Origin of the sequence: Planococcus sp. ISL-110 (genome assembly GCF_018613575.1) — a bacterium.
In the GTDB taxonomy this organism is placed as follows: Bacteria; Bacillota; Bacilli; order Bacillales_A; family Planococcaceae; genus Planococcus.
In genome coordinates, this window is sequence record NZ_JAGGPX010000027.1 from 22,857 (window position 1) to 43,028 (window position 20,172).

A 20,172-nucleotide genomic window follows, 5' to 3' on the forward strand; every position below is an offset into this window, starting at 1 on the left:
TCAACCCTAAACAATGAATTTATTCAAATAATCCGTTAAACTAGAGAAAAGAACGCAGCCAAAAGGAGAGAGATTATGTATTTCGTAGACAATAAAGGCATTACAGATCCACGGATTAACCTGGCAATTGAAGAATATCTGTTAAAGTCGATGAATGTTGAAAAGGATCCCTTCCTTCTGTTCTATATCAACGAACCTTCCATTATCATCGGGAAGAACCAAAACACTTCAGAAGAAATTAATACCGATTATGTGGATTCCAATGGCATTCATGTGGTGCGCCGCTTATCAGGTGGCGGAGCAGTTTACCACGATCATGGTAACTTGAACTACAGCTTTATCACTGTGGATGATGGCAACAGTTTCCGTAACTTCCGTAAATTTACGGAGCCTGTGGTAAAGGCGCTGCAAAGCTTGGGCGTTAATGCAGAACTTTCCGGACGCAATGATTTGATGGCGGAAGGCCGGAAAGTATCGGGCAACGCACAATTTTCAACGAGAGGGCGCATGTTCAGCCATGGTACCTTGTTGTTTGATACACAAGTGGAAGAAGTAGTGTCTGCACTGAAAGTCAGCAAAGAGAAGATCGAATCGAAAGGCATCAAGTCGATCCGCAGCCGCGTGGCGAATATTTCTGAATTTCTGAAAGAGCCGATGTCTGTGGAAGAATTCCGCAATGCTGTTCTGCACTCGATTTTCGAAGGCGAAGAAAATGTCCGCTATTACGAGCTGACGGACGAGGATTGGGAGAACATCCATGAGTTGTCGAAAGAACGCTACGGCAACTGGGGTTGGAATTATGGAAAGTCACCTAAGTTCAACATCAAGCATTCCCATCGCTTCCCAGTAGGCGGCATTGATGTCCGTTTGCAGGTGGAAAAGGGCATTGTGCAAGACGCCAATATTTATGGCGACTTTTTTGGTGTCGGTAACGTATCTGAAATCGAACAGGCGATCATCGGCTCGAAATACGAGCGTGCTTCTTTGGATAAAGCGATAGAAGGAATTGATATCCCGAAACTTCTTGGCGGCATCACGACAGACGAGTTTTTGAAATTAATTTATTAAGGATTTCCGGGAGCCTGCTTTTATGCAGGCTCTTTTGTTAAAATGGAAAGAAAAAGGAAAGGGGGGAATCATTGTGGCTGTTCAACGGATCTTCATTGTAGAAGATGATTTAAAAATTGCGGAGTTATTGGCAGAGACCCTGCGGAAATACCATTACGAAGTAGAGACCGCAAAAGACTTTGATCAAATAATCGAAGAATTCGAAGCTTTTGATCCCCATTTGATTTTACTCGATATTAACTTGCCTTCTTATGATGGTTATTATTGGTGCCGCCAGCTTAGGCAGCAAACCACTTGCCCGATATTATTCATTTCAGCCCGTTCAGGGGAAATGGATCAAGTCTTCGCGTTGGAAAACGGGGGCGACGATTTTATTACGAAACCTTTCCATTATGAAATCGTCCTTGCAAAAATAAGAAGCCATTTGCGCAGGGCTTATGGCGAGTATGCGCCGAAGCAGGAAGAGCGGTCCATCAAAGCAGGGCGCATTGTGCTGTACATGGAACGCATGGAGCTGCATGTAAAGTCAGAAGCCATTCCGCTGCAGAAAAAAGAATGCACCATTCTTGAACTCCTGCTCACCAATTACCCGAAAGTGGTTTCACGCGAGCAGCTGCTGGAGGAGTTATGGGATGACCAGGCATTTGTGGATGAAAACACCTTGAATGTCAATATGACACGCGTCCGGAAAAAGCTGTCCGATTACGGCGTACTATCCGCCATCGAAACTGTCAGAGGGGCTGGATACCGGTTGCTGCTCCATGAGGAGGAAGCATAATGCTGCGACTATTCCTCAGAGAGCATGCGGCTTTCATCGTCTTTCAGATTGTGTTGGTGGCGTTCATCATGCTACTGTACTGGCTGGACGGCTTCCGCGATCTGGATACGGCCATCTATTCTTTTGTCATCAGCAGTGTATTGGTCATTACCTTCCTGACGGCCCGCTTTACCAAACGCTATCAGTATTACCAACGGATTTTGGCTACACCGCAAAGCATGGAACATGTGCTTCAGCGTGAAGGGAAATCACCCGAACAGATTCAGAACGAAATTTACCTGCAAAAACTGTATCGCTTGTACCAGCACGAAGTGCAATCCTTGTACGCCACCCAAAACCGTCATCTGCAGTTCATGAACCAATGGGTGCACCAGATGAAAACGCCTTTGTCGGTAATGCACTTGTTGCTGCAGGAAGAGCAGGAACTCGATAAAAACAGTGTGCGTGAAGAAATGGACCGGCTGAAGACAGGATTGGATACCGTGTTGATGAATGCGCGTTTGGATACATTTGAGCAGGATATGCAGATCGAACAGGTGTTTTTACGTTCTTTGGTCAGCGAAGTCGCCACAGAGAACAAGCGGCTGTTCATATCAAAGCGAGTTTATCCGGAAATCTCAATCGGAGACGAGCATATTGTTGCAACCGATCAGAAGTGGATGAAGTTTATCATCGGCCAATTTTTGACCAATGCAGTCAAATATACGTTTGAACCGAATAAAAAAGTGATGATCGCTGCCGAATGTTCGAATGGCAATACCCTTCTGACGATTCGGGACGAAGGAATCGGCATTCCCTCTTCTGACTTGCCACGCGTAACCAAAGCATTTTTCACTGGGGAAAATGGACGGAAAACTGGAGAGTCTACAGGTATGGGGCTGTTCCTAGCGAAAGAAGTTTGCCGGAAACTGGGCCACGAACTGTCGATTTCATCAGTTCAAGGAGAGGGGACAACAGTCTCAGTGCTGTTCTTCAACCAAGATCTTGCAACACAGGAGGAAAATGATGACAGTAGTGAAAATCGACGAAGTGACAAAAGTATACGAGGGCAAAGTGACGCACCGGGCAGTCAACCAGCTGAGCTTCACAGTGGAAAAAGGTGAATTTCTGGCTGTGATGGGACCTTCAGGAAGCGGAAAAACGACGCTGCTGAATTTAATTTCCACAATTGACTCGCTGACTTCCGGAGAGATTTTGATTGATGGCATCAATCCGCATCTGTTGGATAAGAATGAGTTGGCATTGTTCCGCAGAAGGGAATTGGGTTTTGTTTTTCAGGACTTTAATCTGCTGCAGATGCTGACGGTCGAAGAAAATCTGGTGCTGCCGTTGACGCTCGACTATGTTCCTATCGATGAAATGGCGCGTCGGGTGCTGGTCGTTGCCAAACGCCTGGGGCTGACTTCGATACTTCATAAGAAGCCAAATGAAATTTCGGGAGGAGAAGCCCAGCGGACGGCAATTGGCCGGGCACTTATTCACCAGCCTTCGCTCATTCTGGCTGATGAACCAACAGGCAATCTGGACTCTAAATCGTCGCGTGACGTGCTTGAAATTTTATCGAAGGCGGCCAACGACAGTGAAACGACAATTATCATGGTGACGCATGATCCGATTGCTGCAAGTTACTGCGATCGCGTTCTGTTTATCAAAGACGGTGAATTTTTCAATGAAATCTATGGAGATGAACGGCGCCAGACATTTTATCAGCGGATTTTAAATGTCCTGTCGTTGCTAGGAGGATCCGTGAATGACCTTTCGGCAACTCGCTTACCATAACGTTGTCCGCAACCGGAGAAACTATGCGGCTTTCTTTCTGGCCAGTGTTTTTTCAGTCATGGTATTTTTTGTCTACTCGATGTTCATTTTTCATCCGGCGTTTGAAGAAGAAGGTCTTTGGCTGCTTGCTATTCGGGGGATGCTGATTGCGGAAGTGGTCTTGTATATTTTCACCTTGTTTTTTCTGTTTTATTCAATGAGCGCCTTTTTGCAGGCCCGATCAAAGGAATTTGGGGTGCTCATGCACTTAGGAATGACAAAAAAACAATTGTATAAATTGATTTTCTTTGAAATGCTCATCATCGGTACGATTTCAACTGCGACAGGAATCGCATTTGGTTTCGCTTTTTCCAAGTTCTTTTTTATGATCGGACGGGAAATCATGGAACTGGCGATCTTGCCGCTATATGTTTCATGGGAACCATTTCTGCTGACAATTGCGGCGTTTGCCAGCCTATTCGTCATTATTTCGTTTATCAGTGTCGGATTTATCCGCACAAAGCGGGTTGTCGATTTGCTGCAGGGCTTTTGGAAGGTGGAAGAAGAGACGAAATCGTCGACGGTGCTGTCTATTATGGGGATTGTCTTTTTGGCCATCGCCTACACATTCGCTGCAAATGTTTCAGACCGAACCGTTTATCAGATGATCTTCATCGTTCCGCCGCTTGCCACGTTTGGCACGTATTTATTTTTTACCCATACGATTCATTCTTTATTGCGGCTGTACAAGCGAAAAAAGAATATCTACTGGAAAAAAACACGTTTGGTGTCGCTGGCGGAAGCTTCAGTCAAACTGAAAGACAGTGCCCAGATGTTCTTCATCGTCACCATCGTATCCACAGTCGCTTTTTTGACAGTGGGAACATTGGCGTCTTTCATGTCCTATACAGGCGATTTTCGCGAGTCAAATCCGCTTGGTCTTGTCTATATTTCATTTAATGGCAATGAACAGGAAACAGAGCATATCGAACGCCTGACGAGGCAATTGGAAACTGAGCAATTGTCCTATGACCTGGTGGAACTGACCGTCAAGCGCCAAACGTCGGAGGCTACTGGAAACGATGTAGATATCTTATCACTGTCTTCATTCAACCGTCTGGCAGGTGCGCTTGATTTTGAACCGGCACAATTGCAACAAGGCGAAGGGCTGTTTGTCCCGTTTTCATTAGACTCGTTAAAAGAGCTGGAAAGCACCAGTGTCGATACAGTACTGTTCGAGAGCGACGTGCCCCTGTCGATCCGCTCTACTTATCCACATGTAGTCTTTCCCATCCATACTTTGAATGTCAATACGATTGTGGTCAGTGACGCCGATTATGAAGCGATCGACCAGCCCCTATTGGGATATGAAGCTGGAACATCGGACTTTACGTATTACGCTTTCGATGTGCTGAATTGGACAGAGACGGTGAATATCGGAAGCAGCCTTACAAATACCGTAAACGAAGCAGTGGAAACTGCTGATTTCGGTGAAGTAAACTTTTTCTTTGAGAATCCCGGTGATGATTACCGCTGGTTTAAATCATCATTTGCCTTGCTGCTGTTTATTGGCGTGATGGTGGCTGCTGTTTTCCTGCTGGCGGCTGGCAGCTTTATTTATTTTAAACTTTATACAGGCCTTGAGCGAGATCGGAAGCAATACAAACTGTTGGTTCGCTTGGGTATGACGGAGAAGGAATTGGGCAAAATCGTCAACCGTCAGCTGATTCCCCAATTCTTCTTGCCATGGAGTTTAGCCTTGCTGCATAGTGCATTTGCATTTATTTCGCTGCAGGTAGTGTGGGAGGAATTTGCCGAGCTGTCGATTCTTGGCGAGATGGCGCTGGTACTCGGAGGATTTACCGTTGCACAAATTCTATATTTTTTCTTGATCCGCTGGCGCTATGTCGCCCATCTACAGGCACCGTAAATTTACGGTGCCTGTTGTATTGTCTGAAGATTTATTTTATAATGAAAACAGGGTAAAATATGAATGAGTATTCATTCAACACGAAAGAGGGATGGAAATGAATTTAATGTCACGCGTTCACGAAATTGCTGAGCAAGATTCTGCAAGAATCGCTTATAGCTTCATGGGGAAAGACACAAGCTATGGTGAATTTGATCAGTCTGTTGCTGTTTTTGCAGGTGCTTTACAGGGGTTAGGCGTGGAAAAAGGGGACCATGTCGCATTTCTTCTCGGCAACACACCGCATTTCTTAATTTCTTTATATGCCACGATGCGGCTTGGTGCTACAGCTGTGCCGATCAATCCGATTTATAGCCCGGATGAAATCGCTTACATAGTCAATAACAGCGATGCTAAGGTAGTGGTGGCACTCGATATGCTTTTGCCGCTTGTCGAAGGAGCGCATAACGCCTTGCCGGCTGTTGAATCGTATATCATTTGCGAGACAAATCCATCAACACCGGAGAAAATGGCACAATTGCCTGAAGATGTGAAAGGTAAAGTCCATTCGTTTACAGGACTGTTGGGCAAATCAGCACCGCAAACCGAATTTGCAGAAGTCCAAAAAGACGATAATGCGGTCATTTTGTATACATCCGGTACGACCGGGAAACCGAAAGGCGCGATGTTGACACATCAGAATTTATATTCGAACGCACGTGATGTAGGTGAATACCTTCAGATCGGTGCAGATGACAGGGTGGTGGCAACTTTGCCGGTATTCCATGTATTTGCGCTGACGGTCGTTGTCAACGCCCCTCTTTTGCAGGGTGCGACAATTATTTTAGTGCCGCGCTTTAATCCGAAAGAGGTATTCGAAGCCATCAAGACGTCAAAAGCGAGCGTTTTTGCCGGGGTGCCGACCATGTTCAATTTCATGAATCAATTGCCGGACGTCGACCCTGCGGATTTTGCTTCTGTACGTTTAGCGGTATCGGGTGGCTCCGCAATGCCAGTAGCTTTGCTGCATAGTTTTGAAGAAAAGTTCAATGTCCGCATTTCAGAAGGCTATGGTTTGTCAGAGGCTTCGCCAGTCACTTGCTTTAACCCGATTGACCGCGAGCGGAAAGCCGGTTCGATCGGTACTTCCATCATCAATGTGGAAAATAAAGTCGTCAATGAGTTGGGTGAAGAGGTGGCAGCGAATGAAGTCGGTGAACTGATTGTCCGCGGACCGAACGTCATGAAAGGCTATTACAAAATGCCAGAAGAAACCGCTTCAGCGATTCGTGATGGCTGGTTATACACAGGTGATTTGGCCCGTGTCGACGAAGAAGGCTATTTCTATATTGTCGACCGTAAAAAAGACATGATCATCGTGGGTGGCTATAATGTATACCCGCGTGAAGTCGAAGAAGTGCTGTTTGCGCATCCGTCGATTCTGGAGGCAGCGGTTGTCGGCTTGCCGGATCCCGATTTTGGCGAAGAGGTCAACGCTTATGTTGTGTTGAAAGATCCATCCGTCTCAGTGGATGAATTAAAAGCGTATTGCGCAGAGCATTTAGCGAAATACAAAGTTCCAAGACAAATTGAAGTCCTGGAAGAACTGCCGAAAAACACAACAGGAAAAATCCTGCGTCGTTCATTAAAAGACCAGGCTAGGCAAAAATAAGTTGTTTAAGAGTGGCTCCGGCAGAAAATCCGGAGCCTTTTTCTATGCGTGCCAGGCATGGCAACTATCTAGGTGGTGAAGGTCCGCTGTTGGGGACACATCGACCAACCACTAAGGAAGCGCAAGGTGCTTATCGTGAGGTGAGGGCTGGAGAAAGCGTGGAATAAAATCTTGGCTCGACGAACAGAAACCTGATACAAAGGCTTTATAAAGGGATAAGGCTCCAACACAAGTCGAAGTCCGAAAGATGTGCGTAACTTTGTTGGGTAAATCAGGCGAGTATGAATTGAAACGCCGTATACGAGAACCGTACGTACGGTGTTGTGAGAGGGGCGAAAATAAATCACTTTATTTTCCCTCTACTCGATTTGTAGGAAGAAATCGAGCCAGGCGAGCCTCTTAGATATCGCTTTGCTGTTTTTGAGGAAAGCGTAGCTGATTTATGGAATATCTACAAGAAAAAAATCTGCTATATAACTTGAACTTAAGGTTTTCGCCTGCTGACTTGCTCCAACTTTTATGAATAAGCGAAAAACATAAGTTTACTTTGATATTCACTCCATCTCTTAGCGCCGGCGCGTCCAAGGGCGAGGCGAAGCAAGGAGACTGGCGTCCTTTGCCTGGCTTCTTGCGGGAGCCCTGCCCAGAGCGGCCGAAGCGATGGGGAAAAGTGGGCTTCTTTAGTTCAACATATATATTTATAAATTATAAACTCGAAATAGAGTCAGTTTGGAATTTGATTGAAAAAACTGACATTTTTTATTATAGTTAAGGAGTAGTATTACGAATTTCGAAATAGTTGGATCCAAGGAGGAAACAGAATGGCGAAAAAAGCAATCGAAATTAAAGATTTAACAAAGTTGGTGTCAGTAACAGATCCCCGAATTTCACCGGATGGCAAAAGAGTGGTATTTGTCCATACGCAAATCGATGAAGAAGAAAATACATATACAGCCCATCTTCACCACATCCATCTGGAAACCGGACAGCAGAACCAGTGGACGCACGGCAAAGAACGGGTAAGTTCGCCGAGGTGGTCGGCAGATGGAACAGCTGTCGCTTTTTTATCGGATCGGAATGAGAAAAATCAAGTGTTCGTGATGTCTGCGAATGGCGGGGAAGCGCGTTCGCTGACTGATTTTGAAAAAGGGGTCAACGGATTTGAGTGGTCACCATGCGGGACGAAGATCTGGTTTAATGCTTTGGCAAAAGAAGGAAAAACCTTCACCGACAAGGAAGAAAAAGAAGAAAACAAGCAACCCGAACCTTACCATGTAGACAAAATGAAATACAAGATGGACGGCATGGGCTTACTGCCTAAAGAATTTCATCGCCATATCGGATCCGTGGAGATTGATTCGAAGAACGTCGAGCAGCTGACGGAAGGAAGCTACCATTATAGCCTTGAAGCCGTTTCGCATGACGGCAAGAAACTGATTTACGGCGTGACACGTGAAGAAAACCTAGATTTTGTTTTCCGCCAGCCTCTTTATATATACGATGTTGAAACAAAACAAGAATCGGCACTGATAGAAGAAGAAGGCTATTTTGGTGGTGCGGCTTTTTCATTTGATGATTCGCAAGTCGCTTTTGTAGGCAGCATGCGGCAATATGAAAATGCGACGCATACTGAAATTTATGTAGCGGATTTAAACGAAAATACCCACATCTGCCTGACCGAAGGGCTGGATGTCCCTGTCGGTGATTATGTAGTAGCCGATCACCAGCAGGGAGCAACTGCACCGGGGGTGGTCTGGACAAAAGACGATCATTTGTATTTCCAGGTGTCGACGATGGGGGATGTGCGCCTGTATTTCGCCTCGCTTGACGGCATGATTTTTCCGGCGTCTCCTGACATGGAACATGTTTATGGCTATGATATTTCGCAGGATGGCGAATTTGCAATCGCAGCCATCAGCAATCCGGTCAGTCCGGGTGAACTGTATCAGTTGACGATTGCGACAGGTGAACGCCAGATTTTGACTGGATTCAATCAGAAATTCCTGGAAGAAACAGAATTGGTTGAAGCACAGCCGATCATCACAAAAGGTTCAAAGGATTGGGCAGTCCATGGCTGGCTGATGAAGCCATACGGCTATCAGGAAGGCCAAAAATATCCGTTGGTCGTCAATATTCACGGCGGCCCGCATGCGATGTACGCCAATACTTTTGTCCATGAAATGCAATTGCTGGCAGCACGCGGTTTTGGTGTGCTGTATGTTAATCCGCGTGGCAGCCATGGCTACAGCCAAGAGTTTGTAGATGCAGTGCGCGGTGAATATGGGGAAGGCGATTACGAAGACATCATGAATTCTGTAACTGAGACAGTGGAATCGAACGACTGGATCGATGCCAATCGTTTAGGCATCACAGGCGGCAGCTATGGCGGCTTTATGACCAACTGGATTGTCGGCCATTCAGACCGTTTCAAAGCAGCGGTGACCCAGCGCTCCATCTCCAATTGGGTGTCGTTTTTCGGTGTTTCGGACATCGGCTATTATTTCAGTGAATGGCAGATTGGTGCGGATATGACGGATGTCGATAAGTTATGGCAGCATTCGCCATTGAAGTACGCCAAGAATGTCCAGACACCGTTGCTGATCCTTCATTCTGAAAATGACTATCGCTGCCCGATCGAACAGTCGGAACAATTGTATGTGACATTGAAGAGTATGGGGAAAAAAACAGAATTTGTCCGTTTTCCGGAAGCCGACCACAATTTGTCGCGGACCGGCAAACCGAATCTCCGCTTTGCGCGTTTAGAGCAGATTACGGATTGGATGGAAAAATATCTGTAAGTAGGAAAAAACGGAGCGGCTGATAAAAGCCGCTCCGTTTTTAATTTGGGAAAGCATAAAGGTTAGTTTTTTCCTTATCTTCCTTTAAATACAGGTTTGCGTTTTTCGCCGAAAGCGGCAAGTGCTTCCAACCGGTCTTCTGTTGGAATAGTGATCTCATAGGCCTTGCGTTCGATTTGGAGTCCCGTCTGCAAATCAGTGTTCATGCCGTTCTTGATGGCAAATTTTGCCTGTTGAAGAGCGATCGGCCCATTGGCGAGAATTGAATCGGCAAACGCACCTGTTACATCTGCAAGCTGTTCACGCGCTGCCAAACGTGTCACTAGTCCATACTCCAGCGCTTCCGCTGATTTAAGGCGGCGGGCAGTCAAAATCAGTTCCAATGCTTTTGCTTCGCCAATCAAGCGCGGCAAACGCTGTGTGCCGCCAGCTCCTGGAATAATGCCCAGGCTGGTCTCAGTCAGCCCGAGCAGGGTATCGTCTGCGGCAATTCGGAAATCGCATGCCAGCGCCAGCTCCATGCCGCCGCCGAACGCAAAGCCGTTCATCATGGCGATGGTCGGCTGCGGCAAACTCTCAATTGTGGAAAATACTTCACCAATCTTGAAGATATTGCGTTTAACATGCTGTTCCGTCAGATTTTTGCGTTCTTTCAAGTCTGCTCCGACACTGAATGCCTTTTCGCCTGCTCCTGTGAATACCACGACGCGGATATCCGGATTGATGCGGATTGCTTCCACAACCTGGCCAAGTTCGAGAAGCATGTCATAATTAAAGGCATTCATTGCTTCCGGACGATTTAACGTAATAAAAGCTAAATTGTTTCGCTGTTCGTAATGAATTGTGTCCATTTCCATCCCCCTTGTGTCGTTCCATCCTTTAAAAACATACCACTTTTTGGACTATTTCGCCATCAGACTCTATAATGAAAACCATGGGAGGGACAGCACTTATGAATCAAATTACGTTTATCCGCGTCTTCCGGATTGTCTGGCTGGCAGTCAAAATCTTTTGGCAAGTGACGTTCTTCCAAAAGCGCAATCGTGGCAATTGGAACCCGCTGGTTGAAAAAAGATGGAACGAGATGATAACAAAACAAGCCAAGGAATATAAGAACCTGGCTCTGAAGCTGGGTGGACTCATGATCAAACTGGGCCAGTTCCTATCAACGCGGGCGGATATTATGCCGCCGTCATTTCTTGCAGAATTGGAAGGATTGATTGACCGCGTGCCGTCTGTTCCAAGAAGTAGCATCGTCTCTGTGCTTGAACAGGAATGGAATACACCTCATACCGATTACCTGGATCACATGTCGGATTCGGCAGTGGCTTCAGCTTCCATTGGTGAGGTGTATAAAGGCGTATTGAAAAACGGCATGGAAGTGGCCGTTAAAGTACAGCGGCCAGGAACAGACCACATTTTGCGTGCCGACTTTAAGGCGATCCGCATTGTCATCTGGTTGGCTGAAAAATTCACTCCGTATGCGAAACAAATTGATTTTAAATTATTGTATGCGGAAATGACGGAAACGATTGGCGCTGAATTGAATTTCCTGAAAGAGCTTCAAAATGGCCGTTCTTTTGCCGATCGCTTTGATGCCATGGAAGGTGTCCGCATTCCGATGTATTTCGACGAATTTACGACACGTCGTGTATTGGTCATGGAGTGGATTGAAGGGGCGCGCATCACAGATCTGGCCTTTATTGAAAAAAATGAACTAGATCGCCATGAAATTTCAGAGCGCCTGTTTATTTTGTTCTTGGAACAGGTTTTGTACGGTGGACAATTCCACGCCGACCCTCACGGAGGCAACATCCTGCTGGAACCGGATGGCGGCATTGTTTTGATCGACTTCGGAATGATCGGCAACATCAGCAAAAAGGATTCCCAAGCAGTATTGCGTGCAGCTGAAGGAATCATCTTCAAGAACTACGATCAAGTGCTGGATTCACTGGAAGACCTCCGGTTCTTATTGCCACAGGCTGATCGTGCAGTTTTAGGTGATGCCATTTCGCGCCTGATCACTGCCTACGAGTCGAACGAGCTGTCGCAGATGGACAGTTTTGTTGTTGAGCGCTTGCTGAATGATATTCAGGAAATCGTCCGGACACAACCGGTCCAATTGCCTGCAGAGTTCGCCTTTTTCGGTCGAGCCACCTCTATTTTTGTCGGTGTCCTGCATGTTCTGGATCCCAATGTGGATTTGCTGGCGCTTGCCCGCCCGCGAATATTGGAATGGGCGTCTTCACAGAAAGAAGGCAAAGGCATCTTTGGCAAAGAGGATGTTCTGCGCTGGGCGCTGAATGCTACGGGGCCGTTGCGTGTATTGCCCCAAAAGGTCATCAGTTACCTGGAGGAACCTGAACGTCTCCGGCATTATTTCGAGAATCGGGATGGCCGGGAACGGGAGTACCGGCGTGATTTGCAGTCACGAATGTTTGCGGGTATTTTCACCATCATTTCATTTACAGGGATTTCTGTATCGGTGTGGTTTTGGAACGAACCGTATTTGTGGGTCTCATCGGTATTCTTTGTAGGCTCTTTGTGGGCCTACCGATCAATCAAATAAAACAAAGAGTTGTCGCCCAAAGTCACTTACATGACTTCAGGCGACAACTCTTTTTATAGTTGGAACTGATAGGTAGAGAGGGCAAGCATTTGCAGAAAGAATTGAAGGGAATGAAGATCCATATGCAGTGGCTTCACATGAAATAGGTTGAGCGGCAATGAGGATAGAACCTTTCCAAGAAACTTTTGCCATGTTGCACAAACGGAATTACTCGAGCGGCTGTTGTTTGCGCGGAGGGAATGTCCGTTTTGTCACATAGGCCATAGGGTGATTATGGACACGCTGCGCCTTTTTGAAATAGCGGCGGAGAGAACCGGCAAAAGAATGCTGATTCCGCAATGCGATGGGGGATACATCCAGGTAAACCGTCTCGCTATTGCTTAAATAAATGATGCTGCCTTTGCCGCTGCTGTCGCTTTCGATCAGGTCAATGGCATCGTAATTAAACCAAACACATTCTTTGTTTTTTGGAGAGTGGGTCGGGAAGAAAATTAGTGGGTTGCCGTAATACTCGCCTATGATGATGGGGGGCTTGTGTTTTACGCCGACCGCTTTTTGCGCATAGAGTGTAGCACTTTCCAGTGAAGCACGGTAGAATCGGCAGGAAGTTGTCACTGTTTTATAAACAGCTTCTTCAACCACCAATTCACTGCGGTCTTCAATCACTCGCATCCAGGTACGATGGCCGTCTGTATAGGGCAAAAGGGCATACGTATTTGTGCAGATTGTATACGAGGACGGTCTATGATTCTTTTTACTCATGAAAATTAACCCCCTAAATTTACTTTACATACCTTATTATAATAAAAAATGGGAATTTCGCAATGCACATTAGATTGAAAATAAAATTTTTTCTATTTCATCGGAATTTTCAAATAAATCTTGATTTCTTCAGTGTCTCTAATGTATACTAATGAAAAGCATTCGGGGTGAGGAAGAATGGAAAACTATTATTCTTATGCTGATTTCATGAAAGCGATGGCCCAAACAAAGAAAATTACAGAAGCGGAAAAACTGCTGAACGATATCTACTTGGATCTGTTCTTGAAGCATGTACACCGTTCTCAGCAGGAAGAACGATTGATGACTCTTATCAACGAAGCCCTGGATAGTCATGATCAAAAAGCGTTCACCATATATGCTGCCCAACTGCAGACTTTAAAGCACGAAGAAACTGAATAGACGTCTGCCGCAAAGAGGCCGCTGAAAAAAAGGAAATTGGATTAAATCCAATTTCCTTTTTTTCTGCCTGCAAATAAAAAGGATGTCTGGAAATGTTTATTTCAGCAGAAACCTTTTCTGGCGCTTCCCACGGCAGTCAATCGATCCATCAATCTCAACTATATGCCATAATTTTTATTTGTCTTCACACAAAAAACATACGTTCGCTTTTTGTTAGTGGTTTTTTAGGGCATATGGTAAAGTAGAGGTATTGAAAAAACGGGAGGACATCTGATCATGAAACAGGAATTTAATCTTCAAGCCCCTTATGAACCAGCTGGCGATCAGCCCCAGGCCATTGCCGAACTGACACAGGGCATCATCAATGGCAAGCGCTGCCAGACATTGCTTGGAGCCACAGGTACGGGAAAAACCTATACTATGTCAAATGTCATCCAGCAGGTGAAAAAGCCGACGCTCGTCATGGCTCACAACAAAACATTGGCCGGCCAGCTCTACAGCGAATTCAAGGAGTTTTTTCCTGACAACGCAGTTGAATATTTCGTCAGTTACTATGATTACTATCAACCGGAGGCTTACGTGCCGCATTCGGATACGTTCATCGAAAAAGATGCCAGCATCAACGATGAAATAGATAAGCTTCGCCACTCTGCGACCAGCTCATTATTTGAACGGGACGATGTTATCGTCATTGCCTCTGTGTCCTGCATCTATGGACTTGGTTCACCGAAAGAATACCGTGAACTGGTCGTTTCCCTTCGTAAAGGGATGGAAATTGAACGCAATCAGCTGCTGCGGAAATTAGTCGATGTTCAATATGAACGCAACGACATTAATTTCATCCGCGGAACATTCCGCGTACGCGGAGACGTCGTTGAAATTTTCCCGGCGTCGCGTGATGAAAGATGCCTGCGCGTCGAATTTTTTGGTGATGAAATTGATCGGATCCGTGAAGTGGATGCCCTGACTGGTGAAATTATCGGCGAACGCGATCACGTCGCCATCTTCCCAGCTTCCCACTTCGTAACGCGTGAAGATAAGATGGTCAAAGCAATTGAAAACATCGAAGCGGAATTGGAAGAGCGCCTAAAGGAAATGCGTGCAGAAGATAAACTGCTTGAAGCGCAGCGTCTTGAACAGCGGACGCGCTATGATTTGGAAATGATGAGGGAAATGGGCTTCTGCTCCGGCATTGAAAACTATTCACGGCATTTGACGCTTCGTCCGGCAGGTGCCCAGCCCTATACATTGATAGATTACTTCCCTGAGGATTTTCTCCTGGTAGTGGATGAAAGCCACGTGACTTTGCCACAGGTGCGCGGGATGTTCAATGGTGACCAGGCACGTAAAAAAGTGCTGGTCGACCATGGTTTCCGTCTGCCGTCAGCGATGGATAACCGGCCGTTGACTTTTCATGAGTTTGAAGAACATATCAGCCAGGCAGTGTTTGTATCAGCAACGCCGGGCCCTTATGAATTGGAGCATACGCCGGAAATGGTCGAACAGATCATCCGGCCAACGGGCTTGCTTGATCCGACCATCGAAATCCGGCCGATTGAAGGCCAAATCGATGATCTTATGTATCAAATCCGCCAGCGGGCTGAAAACAACGAGCGTGTGCTGGTGACCACATTGACGAAGAAGATGTCGGAAGATTTGACAGCTTATCTGAAAGATGCCGGCATCAAAGTCAATTACCTGCATTCCGAAATCAAGACGCTGGAACGGATTGAAATCATCCGGGAGCTGCGGCTGGGCGTATACGATGTTTTGGTCGGCATCAACTTGCTGCGTGAAGGACTGGATATCCCAGAAGTCTCGCTGGTAACTATTCTGGATGCCGACAAAGAAGGGTTCCTGCGTTCAGAACGTGCACTGATCCAAACGATGGGCCGAGCCGCGAGAAACTCAAACGGCCACGTTATTATGTATGCTGATAGAGTGACGGATTCGATGCAAAAAGCGATAGATGAAACGACACGCCGCCGTACAATACAGGCCGATTACAACGAAAAACATGGCATTACGCCAATTACGATACAGAAAAAAATCCGTGATGTTATCCGCGCGACAGCTGCAGCGGAAGAGTCAGAGGAATATATTTCAAAAGCGATATCAGGCAAAAAGCTCAAAAAAGAAGAGCGCCTGAAACTGATCAGCTTATTGGAAACAGAAATGAAAGAAGCGGCAAAAGCACTCGATTTCGAACGGGCTGCAGAGTTGCGTGATACAGTGCTTGAATTGAAAGCGGAAGGATGATGGAGAGTGAAGAAGCAGGAAATTCGCATACAGGGCGCACGTGCGCATAATTTAAAGAATATTGACGTTGTCATTCCGCGTGACAAGCTTGTTGTAATGACCGGGCTGTCAGGATCCGGAAAATCCTCCCTGGCATTCGACACGATTTATGCAGAAGGGCAGCGGCGATATGTAGAATCATTATCTGCCTATGCCCGCCAGTTTTTGGGGCAGATGGACAAGCCCGATGTCGATTTGATTGAAGGGTTGTCGCCAGCTATTTCAATTGACCAGAAAACCACCAGTAAAAATCCACGTTCAACAGTGGCGACAGTAACGGAAATCTATGATTATATGCGCCTGATGTTTGCGCGGATCGGCAAGCCGATCTGTCCGAATCATGGAATTGAAATTTCATCTCAGACAATTCAACAGATGGTGGACCGAATTGTGGAGTACCCGGAACGCACCAAGATGCAAATTTTGGCCCCCATTGTATCGGGCCGCAAAGGCACTCACGTCAAGCTGCTTGAAGACATCAGAAAGCAAGGTTATGTGCGCGTCCGTGTTAATGGAGAACTAATTGATTTGGACGATAACATTACACTGGATAAAAACAAAAAACATAATATTGAAGTGGTCATTGACCGCATCATCATTAAAGAAGGCATTGCGCCACGTCTGAGCGATTCTCTGGAATCAGCTCTAAGGCTAGCGGATGGGCGAGTATTAGTGGATGTAATGGAACAGGAGGAACTGCTGTTCAGTGAACATCATGCATGTCCGATATGTGGATTTTCCATCGGAGAATTAGAGCCGAGAATGTTCTCGTTCAACTCGCCTTTCGGGGCGTGCCCGGAATGCGATGGATTGGGAATGAAGCTGGAAGTCGATCCTGAATTGGTGATTCCGGATTGGAGTGTATCGCTCAATAAAGGAGCCATTGTTCCGTGGCAGCCAACCAGTTCGCAATACTATCCGCAATTATTAAAAGCAATCTGCCAGCATTACAAAATCGACATGGATATACCCGTCAGTGAACTGCCGGAAGAACACATCAATGTCATTATGCGCGGCTCTGGAAACGACAAAATCCGTTTCCGCTATGAAAACGACTATGGCCAGATTCGCGACAATCATATTCATTTTGAAGGGGTGCTTTCCAATGTGGACCGCCGCTACCGTGAAACTTCGTCTGATTATATCCGCGAACAAATGGAGAAATATATGGACGAACAGCCATGTACGGTCTGTGAAGGCTATCGCCTGAAACCGGAAACGCTGGCTGTTAAAGTCAATGGCCTGCATATCGGTACGGTCGCTGAGTTCTCCATCATCGAAGCCAATCAGTTTTTTGATCAATTGAAGCTATCTGAAAAAGATATGCAGATCGCCAAATTGATCTTGCGGGAAATTCAGGAACGTGTCGGCTTCCTGATCAATGTCGGGTTGGATTACCTGACCTTGAACCGGGCATCAGGAACTTTGTCCGGAGGGGAAGCACAGCGTATCCGTTTGGCGACCCAAATTGGATCAAGGTTGACCGGCGTATTGTATATCCTGGATGAACCATCGATTGGACTTCACCAACGCGATAATGAACGGCTCATTGAGACTTTGAAAAGCATGCGGGATATCGGCAATACACTTATTGTCGTCGAGCATGATGAAGATACGATGCTGGCGGCAGATTATCTAATTGATGTCGGACCGGGAGCAGGCGTTCACGGAGGGGAAATCATTGCAGCAGGGACACCTGACAAGGTGATGAAAAATAAAAAGTCGTTGACTGGCCAATATTTAAGCGGCAAGAAGTTTATTCCATTGCCTGCACAGCGAAGAACTCCAAGCGACCGGAAGATTTCCATCCGTGGCGCAAATCAAAATAATTTGAAAAAAGTGGATGTCGATATTCCACTTGGCCTATTTACAGCTGTGACAGGCGTTTCGGGCTCAGGAAAAAGTACACTCATCAACGAGATCCTTTACAAGACATTGGCACATCGATTGAACCGCGCCAAAGCGAAGCCTGGCCATTTTGACTCAATAGAAGGCACAGAAGAACTGGAAAAAGTCATTGAGATCGATCAGTCGCCGATCGGCCGGACACCGCGATCAAATCCGGCAACGTATACCGGCGTTTTTGATGACGTCCGGGATGTCTACGCCACAACGAACGAAGCGAAAGTCCGCGGCTACAAAAAAGGCCGTTTCAGTTTTAATGTCAAGGGCGGTCGCTGTGAAGCTTGCCGTGGAGATGGTATTATAAAAATAGAAATGCACTTTCTTCCGGATGTTTACGTGCCTTGCGAGATTTGCCATGGCAAACGCTATAACCGGGAAACGCTGGAAGTGAAATATAAAAACAAAAGCATTGCTGATGTACTGGCGATGACGGTGGAAGACGCCTATTCATTTTTCGAGAACATTCCAAAGATCAATCGGAAGCTGAAGACCATTGTTGATGTGGGACTCGGTTATATCACCATGGGACAACCTGCAACAACCTTATCCGGAGGAGAAGCGCAGCGCGTCAAACTGGCATCCGAGCTTCATAAACGTTCAAACGGCAAGTCTTTCTATATTCTGGATGAGCCAACGACCGGTCTTCATGCCCATGATATCTCCCGGCTGCTGACCGTTCTGCAGCGCCTTGTCGAAAATGGCGATACGGTATTGACCATCGAACACAATCTGGACGTCATCAAGACAGCGGATTATGTCATCGATTTAGGTCCCGAGGGCGGCGACAAAGGCGGAACCATATTGGCGACAGGCACTCCGGAAGAAATTGCTGCTGTTGAAAATTCCTATACCGGAAAGTACCTAAAGCCGATTCTTGAACGGGATCGCGCACGGATGGAAGCAACGGTCAAAGGAGCCAGCCGGAAGAAAAAAGTGGTGAAATGAAACTTTTCACGCTGCCAAACGTAACAATTAGAAGAACAGATCTGTTTGTTCCGGTAAGCTTTTGCTTATCGGCATTCAGGCAAAGAGGAGGCCAAAACACATGCAAAGCGAAAAAGAACGCATTTTAGACATGGTTGAGAACGGCACGATTTCAGCGCGGGAAGCAGTTGAATTGCTGCGCGCTATAGATGGCAACAGTTCTTCTTCGAATGAACCGAATTATGGCCGCAACAACCAGAAAGAAAAATCAGGCAAACGCGGTTTTTTCAGACCAGAAGACATTATGAAAAAAGTATCAAAGGATTTTTCGAAAAATGTATCGAAAAACGTTTCGAAAAATGTATCGCGTGATTTCAACGATTTTGGCAACCGAATGATGGACTTTATGCACTCTTCAGTAGACAAGCTGAAAACCATGGATTTCGACTCGCCATTCGGTGAAGCAGTTCAATTCAGCCATACCTTTACTGATGAAATGACAGACTTGAATACCATTATTGCGGATATTGCCAATGGGCAATTGGAAATCTTCCCATCGCAAGATGGCTTGCTTCGCGCAGAATGCAGCGTGAAGGCCTATCGTTCGGAATCGCCGGCACAGGCAAAAGAAGAATTTCTGGATAAGTTCGTCTTCATCGCTGATGAACACAAGTTGCGAATCATAAGTGATTTCAAGACGACCCAAGTAAATGTCATTCTTTATGTGCCTCAGGCTTCCTATGACCACATCACGGCTCGCTTATTCAATGGCGGATTCACTATGAAACGCATCGATGCTGCGCTAATCAAAGTAAAGACGGCAAATGGCAAAATCGATTTGAAGCACGTGGAATTTGACGATGCCGAACTGGAAACAGCCAATGGCGCGATTCATGTTCAGGAAACAAAAGGCAAAGTGCTGGAAGCCGAAACCTTGAATGGCCGCATCTATATTGATGGCGATATTCAAACGATTGTTTCCAAGTCTTTGAATGGCAATATTGTAGCCACCACAAGATGCAAAGAAGCACGCAAGTTGGAAACAAAGACTCTTGCAGGAAATATAGAAATTTACATTCCAGCGCATTTGCCGCTGAAAGGCGAAGTTTCATCAAATCTTGGCAAGATGGATGTTCTGCTTTCCGATATCGACAGCACGCATGAGCAAGGACAATTCATGCAAAAATCGATTAGGTTCTCAAAACAGGGAACTGAACCGGCTGCAGCTCCATTATTGGTTTATGGCGAAACCAAAACAGGTTCTGTCCTGCTTCGCTATTTAACAATCGAATAAAAAAATTCCAAAGCCGG

General features: G+C 46.2%; 14 protein-coding genes. 12 read left to right on the forward strand and 2 right to left on the reverse strand.

All coding sequences use genetic code 11. From position 1 onward, the window contains the following. The first annotated feature begins 75 nt into the window (after positions 1 to 75). The 7 genes from lplA (at position 76) to J7I83_RS15205 (ending at position 9,983) form a co-directional block, all read left to right on the forward strand. Positions 76 to 1,068, forward strand: a complete 993-nt coding sequence (gene lplA, locus J7I83_RS15175) for a lipoate--protein ligase (RefSeq protein WP_215102080.1) — start codon at positions 76 to 78, stop codon at positions 1,066 to 1,068. 73 nt (positions 1,069 to 1,141) lie between these two features. Beyond that, positions 1,142 to 1,846 carry a response regulator transcription factor gene (locus J7I83_RS15180; protein ID WP_215102081.1) on the forward strand — a complete coding sequence of 235 codons (705 nt, stop codon included), beginning with the start codon at positions 1,142 to 1,144 and terminating at the stop codon, positions 1,844 to 1,846. After that, a complete protein-coding gene (locus J7I83_RS15185; RefSeq protein WP_215102082.1) occupies positions 1,846 to 2,949 on the forward strand; it encodes a sensor histidine kinase in 1,104 nt (367 codons plus the stop codon). Before J7I83_RS15180 ends, J7I83_RS15185 begins: the two co-directional genes overlap by 1 nt. Next, positions 2,852 to 3,625 (forward strand): ABC transporter ATP-binding protein, encoded by a 774-nt coding sequence (locus J7I83_RS15190; protein WP_285228709.1) that lies wholly within the window; start codon positions 2,852 to 2,854, stop codon positions 3,623 to 3,625. The genes J7I83_RS15185 and J7I83_RS15190 overlap by 98 nt, the downstream gene beginning before the upstream one ends. After that, positions 3,597 to 5,534, forward strand: a complete 1,938-nt coding sequence (locus tag J7I83_RS15195; RefSeq protein WP_215102084.1) for an ABC transporter permease — start codon at positions 3,597 to 3,599, stop codon at positions 5,532 to 5,534. Before J7I83_RS15190 ends, J7I83_RS15195 begins: the two co-directional genes overlap by 29 nt. Before the next feature lie 97 nt (positions 5,535 to 5,631). After that, on the forward strand, positions 5,632 to 7,185 hold the full coding sequence (locus J7I83_RS15200) for a fatty acid--CoA ligase family protein (protein ID WP_215102085.1): 1,554 nt from the start codon (positions 5,632 to 5,634) through the stop codon (positions 7,183 to 7,185). Positions 7,186 to 8,006: 821 nt separating this feature from the next. Next, a complete protein-coding gene (locus tag J7I83_RS15205; RefSeq protein WP_215102086.1) occupies positions 8,007 to 9,983 on the forward strand; it encodes a S9 family peptidase in 1,977 nt (658 codons plus the stop codon). 74 nt (positions 9,984 to 10,057) lie between these two features. Here J7I83_RS15205 and J7I83_RS15210 read toward each other — a convergent pair whose 3' ends face one another. Continuing rightward, a complete protein-coding gene (locus J7I83_RS15210) occupies positions 10,058 to 10,834 on the reverse strand; it encodes an enoyl-CoA hydratase-related protein (protein WP_215102088.1) in 777 nt (258 codons plus the stop codon). Positions 10,835 to 10,935: 101 nt separating this feature from the next. Between J7I83_RS15210 and J7I83_RS15215 the strand changes: the two genes are divergently transcribed. Then, positions 10,936 to 12,552 (forward strand): ABC1 kinase family protein, encoded by a 1,617-nt coding sequence (locus J7I83_RS15215; RefSeq protein WP_215102090.1) that lies wholly within the window; start codon positions 10,936 to 10,938, stop codon positions 12,550 to 12,552. A 207-nt stretch (positions 12,553 to 12,759) separates the two neighbouring features. On the opposite strand, the gene J7I83_RS15220 is transcribed toward J7I83_RS15215, so the two are convergent. Continuing rightward, positions 12,760 to 13,314, reverse strand: coding sequence for a competence protein ComK (locus tag J7I83_RS15220; protein WP_215102092.1), 555 nt, complete (start codon positions 13,312 to 13,314; stop codon positions 12,760 to 12,762). A gap of 177 nt (positions 13,315 to 13,491) precedes the next feature. Here J7I83_RS15220 and J7I83_RS15225 point away from each other — a divergent pair, with 177 nt between their 5' ends. The 4 genes from J7I83_RS15225 (at position 13,492) to J7I83_RS15240 (ending at position 20,155) form a co-directional block, all read left to right on the forward strand. Then, entirely contained in the window at positions 13,492 to 13,734 is a 243-nt protein-coding gene (locus J7I83_RS15225) for an IDEAL domain-containing protein (protein WP_215102093.1), read from the forward strand. A gap of 276 nt (positions 13,735 to 14,010) precedes the next feature. Beyond that, positions 14,011 to 15,993 carry an excinuclease ABC subunit UvrB gene (gene uvrB / locus J7I83_RS15230; RefSeq protein WP_215102094.1) on the forward strand — a complete coding sequence of 661 codons (1,983 nt, stop codon included), beginning with the start codon at positions 14,011 to 14,013 and terminating at the stop codon, positions 15,991 to 15,993. Positions 15,994 to 15,999: 6 nt separating this feature from the next. After that, positions 16,000 to 18,882, forward strand: coding sequence for an excinuclease ABC subunit UvrA (gene uvrA / locus J7I83_RS15235; protein WP_215102095.1), 2,883 nt, complete (start codon positions 16,000 to 16,002; stop codon positions 18,880 to 18,882). A 100-nt stretch (positions 18,883 to 18,982) separates the two neighbouring features. Then, positions 18,983 to 20,155 (forward strand): DUF4097 family beta strand repeat-containing protein, encoded by a 1,173-nt coding sequence (locus tag J7I83_RS15240; RefSeq protein ID WP_215102096.1) that lies wholly within the window; start codon positions 18,983 to 18,985, stop codon positions 20,153 to 20,155. Positions 20,156 to 20,172 lie beyond the last annotated feature (17 nt).

Excerpts from the sequence above, each read along its gene's own strand:
- J7I83_RS15225 (WP_215102093.1), top strand. The coding sequence starts at position 13,492 with ATGGAAAACTATTATTCTTATGCTGATTTCATGAAAGCGATGGCCCAA.
- J7I83_RS15210 (WP_215102088.1), bottom strand. The coding sequence starts at position 10,834 with ATGGACACAATTCATTACGAACAGCGAAACAATTTAGCTTTTATTACG.
- J7I83_RS15195 (WP_215102084.1), top strand. The coding sequence starts at position 3,597 with ATGACCTTTCGGCAACTCGCTTACCATAACGTTGTCCGCAACCGGAGA.
- uvrB (WP_215102094.1), top strand. The coding sequence starts at position 14,011 with ATGAAACAGGAATTTAATCTTCAAGCCCCTTATGAACCAGCTGGCGAT.
- J7I83_RS15205 (WP_215102086.1), top strand. The coding sequence starts at position 8,007 with ATGGCGAAAAAAGCAATCGAAATTAAAGATTTAACAAAGTTGGTGTCA.
- J7I83_RS15240 (WP_215102096.1), top strand. The coding sequence starts at position 18,983 with ATGCAAAGCGAAAAAGAACGCATTTTAGACATGGTTGAGAACGGCACG.
- J7I83_RS15215 (WP_215102090.1), top strand. The coding sequence starts at position 10,936 with ATGAATCAAATTACGTTTATCCGCGTCTTCCGGATTGTCTGGCTGGCA.
- J7I83_RS15185 (WP_215102082.1), top strand. The coding sequence starts at position 1,846 with ATGCTGCGACTATTCCTCAGAGAGCATGCGGCTTTCATCGTCTTTCAG.
- J7I83_RS15190 (WP_285228709.1), top strand. The coding sequence starts at position 2,852 with ATGACAGTAGTGAAAATCGACGAAGTGACAAAAGTATACGAGGGCAAA.
- lplA (WP_215102080.1), top strand. The coding sequence starts at position 76 with ATGTATTTCGTAGACAATAAAGGCATTACAGATCCACGGATTAACCTG.
- J7I83_RS15220 (WP_215102092.1), bottom strand. The coding sequence starts at position 13,314 with ATGAGTAAAAAGAATCATAGACCGTCCTCGTATACAATCTGCACAAAT.
- J7I83_RS15200 (WP_215102085.1), top strand. The coding sequence starts at position 5,632 with ATGAATTTAATGTCACGCGTTCACGAAATTGCTGAGCAAGATTCTGCA.